This is a genomic window from Glutamicibacter sp. BSL13 (assembly GCF_052928425.1).
Window position 1 is genome coordinate 1 of the sequence record NZ_JAVGCZ010000146.1, and the last position, 4534, is coordinate 4534.

Annotated in this window: 1 protein-coding gene; it reads left to right on the top strand. The window is 74.1% G+C overall.

What is annotated here, in order from left to right:
* Positions 1–4534, top strand: a 4534-nt coding sequence (locus tag RCJ92_RS14990) for a condensation domain-containing protein (protein ID WP_446754996.1), incomplete at both ends; no start/stop codon positions are given.

Here is a 4534-nt window from a genome sequence, read left to right on the forward strand (position 1 = left end):
GCCGCGGCCGCCGGCGGCACCCCGGTGGACCTGTGGGAGCTGACCCCCACGCAGCTGGGCATGGTGCTGCACCACGAGCGCGAAGCCGACGGCACCTACCAGACCACCACCCGCTGGTCGATCACCGCCCCCGACGCCGCACGGCTGCCGTCCGCCGCGCAGATCCGCGCCGCACTGGATACGCTGAGCGAACGCCACCCGCAGTTCCGCGGCATCGTGTTCCAACACGACCTGCCCGCCCCGCGCCTGGCGATCCTCGATGCGGTGAGCTGGGACCTGGAGCAGATCGACCTGCGCAAATCCAGTTACCCCCAGGTAGTGGCCCGCGGCATTGAGCAGCGGCTGCGCGCCGAGCCGACCGACCTGGCCACCGGACCGCTGCTGCGCGGGGCGCTGCTGCGCACCACCGACGCTTCCTGGGAACTGGTGCTGTGCCTGCACCACCTGCTGGTGGACGGCTGGTCCACCGCGCTGCTCACCGAGCAGCTGCACACCCTGCTCGACGGCGGGGAACTCGGCGACCCGGTGCCGATGACCGGGTACCTGGAGTGGCTGCGCGAACTGGACGACGAAGCAGGGAACCTGGAACAGGCCTGGCGCAGCGAATTCGCCGGGTTCGGCGCCCCCACCACGCTGGCGGCGCTCACCGACCCGGCCGCCGGCACGGTGCGCGCCACTTCCCACCTGGACACCGCGGCCACCACCGACCTGGCCCGCACCCTGCGCGCCGCCGGGCACACCTTGGCCGATGCCGCCCAGGCCGCCTGGGCGAGCGTGCTCGCGGCGGCTACCGGAACCAGTGACGTGTCGCTGGGCGCCACGCGCTCGGGACGCGACGCCGAGGTGCCGGGCATCGCCCAGAGCGTGGGCATGTTCATCATCACCGCCCCGGTACGCCTGCAGCCGCGCCCGGGCGCGCCGGCGGCCGAACTGCTTGACGAGGCCCGCCGGCAGAACACCGAGCTGGCTCGCGCCGCCCACCTGGGCATGGGAAGGATCACGTCAGTGCTCGGCGCCGAACCCTTCGACACCCTGCTGGTCGTGGAAAACTACCCGCACCGCGATGAGGCACAGGACCCGGCCGCGTTGCAGGTGGCAGCGCTGGGCGGCGAGGACGGCACGAACTACCCGGTGTGCTTCACACTGACCCCCGGACCCGAACTGGCCCTGGAAGTCGAGCTGTCCGGCGGGGACCCGCTGACCGCCGCCGCCCTGGCCGCCGCGGCGCGCACCGCCTTGGCAGCCCTGGCCGCCGGAACCCAGCCGCGGCCCGAGGACCTGGGACTGGGATCGCTGCGCGCCGCGCAGCCGGCGGCGCACCCACCGCTCGAGGCAGCCATCCCGGTACAGGAGGACGCCCCCGCCCCGCAGCCATCTGCCGGAGCAGGAGACGAGCGCATTATGCTGGCCGCCCAGGCGGTAGCCGAGGTGCTGGGACTGCCGGCCGTGGATCCGGAGCGGGACATCTTCGCCCTGGGCGCCGATTCCATGGCGGTCATCGCGCTGGTCGGCGCGCTGCGTTCGCGCGGCCTGGTGCTGAGCCTGGGGGAGATCTACCGCAATCCCACTGCCGCCGCGATCGCCGCCGCGGCCGGTGCCGCGCAGCCTGCCGGCACCGCAGCCCTGGCCTCCCACGGACCGCTGGAAGCCACCGCCGCGCTGGCCTGGTACACCTCGCTGCTTCAGCGCACCGGCGCCGAGGGGCGCGGGTTCCAGCAGTTGCGCGTGCTCAACCTGCCCGCCGGGACCAGCCCGGAGGCCGTGCACGGGGCCCTGACCGCGCTCGTGGAACGTCACCCGGCGCTGCGGCTGCGGGTGGATGGCGCGCAGCTGGAAGTCGGCAGCAGGCCATTGCTTTCCTGGCATACCTTGCCCCAGGGCAGCGGGCAACGCGACTTCACCGAGGCCCTGCGCAGCGCCTGTGCCGGCATCGACGAGCGCGACGGGCATCTGCTGGCGGCGCTCTACCGTCCGGCCGACACCGGATACGCCACCCTGGCCCTGGCCGTCCACCACGTCGCGGTGGACATCTACTCGTGGCGGCTGATCGTCGAGGAGCTGCGGCTGCTCATAACTGACCCGCAGGCGCCCGCCCTGCCGGCAGCCGGCTCGCTGCGCAGCTGGGCTGCCGCCGGCACCCGGGCGGCCGCCACCCTGGAGCAGGACAATGCCCTGCTCGAACGCTGGCTGGCGGTGCTGCGGCCCGGGGTACAGCTGTCTGAGGCCGAAGACTACGGCACCCTGGCCGAGGCCGCCGAGGACGTGCACACCCTGGATGCGCCCACCACCGCGCGGTTGCTGGCCCTGGGCGAGCGCTACGGCATGGACACGGTGCTGAACGCCGCGGTCGCCGGAGCGCTGGAACAGCACAGCCAGGGAGCGCCCGGCTCGCTGGTCATCGAAGCCGAGGGGCACGGCCGCCCGGCCGGAACCCGCTATGGGGACGCACGCGACGCGGTGGAGGTAGGCTCGACCATCGGATGGTTCACCGCCACCTGGCCGGTGCGCCTGACCGCCGCCCAGGGCGGCCCGGCCGGCTGGCTGACCGCCGCCCGCGCAGCGGCTGCCGCGGTGCCGCAGGATCCCACCAGCTACGGGTTGCTGCGCTATCTTACCGATCGGGCCGGACGCCGGCTCGCCCAGGCCGAGGCCGCCGCCCGGCCCCAGCTGCTGATCAACTACCTGGGCCGCGAGGCGGCGCAGCAAGGTGCATGGCAGCCGGCCACCGATGCGGCCGAGCTGGAAACCAGCCTCGGGCTGCACCACCAGTTGCCGGCCACCCACCCGGTGGAGCTGAACTCCTATCTCGCCGACACCGGACAGGGTGCCCAACTAGTGCTGCGCTGGCAGCTGGCCGCGGCCAGCACCGCCGGCACCGCCCTGCCCGGCCAGGTGCGCCGCGCCCTGGAAGAACTCGCCAGCCTGGATGCAGTGGAGACGGCAGCGCCCGGTACCCGCCGGCCGCTGCACGACGTAGTGGGACTGGATACCCGGGAAACCGCCCGGCTGCTCACCCAACGGCCCGACGCAGAGGCCATCTGGCCGCTGACCGGGGTGCAGCAGGCTATGGCGGTGCACGCCGCGGTCGCACCGGCCGACACCTACCTGTCGCTGGCAGGGCTGGAACTGCACGGAGCGCTTGATCCCGAGGTGCTACGCCGGGCCATGGCAGCGCTGGCCGGGGCACACCCCCAGCTGCGCGCCACCGTGTACTGGCCCGAGGACGGCTCCCCGGTGCTGGTCCCAGTAGCCGGTCTGGTCCCCGGACTCGAGGTACGCCGCGCCCACGGCCTGGGCCTGGAGCAGCGGTCCGAGCTCGCCGAGCGGGTGCGCGCCGAACATATGCGCCGGCCCTTCGACCTGGAAAACGGGCCGCTGCTGCGCCTGGAGCTGATCGACTTCGGTACCCACCCGCAGGACGGGGAACCGCACTGGCAGCTGGTGATCGCCAACCACCACCTGCTGCTGGATGGCTGGTCCATCCCGCCCCTGGTCGCCGAGCTGCTCGAGCACTACGCGGACCTCGCCGGCGGAGGCAGCCCCGCCCCGGCGCTGCCCGCCGCCGCCAGCGGCTACGACGCCTTCGCCCGCACCCTGGCAGGGCGCGACGACGCGGCCCAGGTGGCCCAGTGGCGCGAACTGCTCGCCGGCGCGGGCCGCGGGCACGTGCTGCGCCACCGCGACGCGGCGAACACCGAGCTGCCCCGGGTCATTGGCCACGAGCTCGCCCCGAGCCTGCACGCCCAGCTGCGCGCCGCGGCCCGCCGCGCCTCCGCCACCGTCGCCGACGCCGCGGCCGCCGCCTGGGCCCTGGTGCTCGCCGCCCTGCTGGAGACCGGAACCCCGGTGTTCGGCACCGTCAGCTCCGGGCGCGCCCTCGAGGTGCCCGGCATCCGGTCGATGCCAGGAATGTTCATCGACACCCTGCCGGTGGCCCTGGACCTGGAAACTGCCGGAGACAGCCGCGGGCTGCTGGCCGCCGCCCACGCCGCGGGCCAGCGGATCATCGAATCCGCCGGCGTGCCGCTGTCCAAGATCACCGCCGCGTTGGGGGTCGGGACGCTGTTCGACACGCTGCTGGTGGTGGAGAACTATCCGGATGCCGGAAGGGAACCGCTCCCCGGCGCCCCGCGGCTGGGGCAGATCCACGCCCAGGACGCCACCGAGTACCCGCTGGGGCTGAGCGTCGCGGTGGGCGAGGGGCTCAGCGTAGAACTCGAGCACAGCGCCGAGGTGGACCAGGCGACCGCGCAGGCGGTGCTCTCGGCCACCGTGGTCGCCTTCGAATGCCTGGCGCTGGGCACCGAGCTGCCCGTGCTGCGCCGCCTGCTCGACGCCCGGCTGGCCGGCGCCCGCCGGGCCTTGGCCGAAGCCGCCTCACGCCACGGTGCCGTGCCCGCCGCCGGCGGCGCGCCGGCCCAGCTGGTCACCGCCGCCTACGCCGAGGTGCTCGGCGCCGGAACCGTGGCCGAGGAGGCTGACTTCTTCGCCCTGGGCGGGGACTCGATGGGAGCCATGGCCCTGCTCTCCGCAC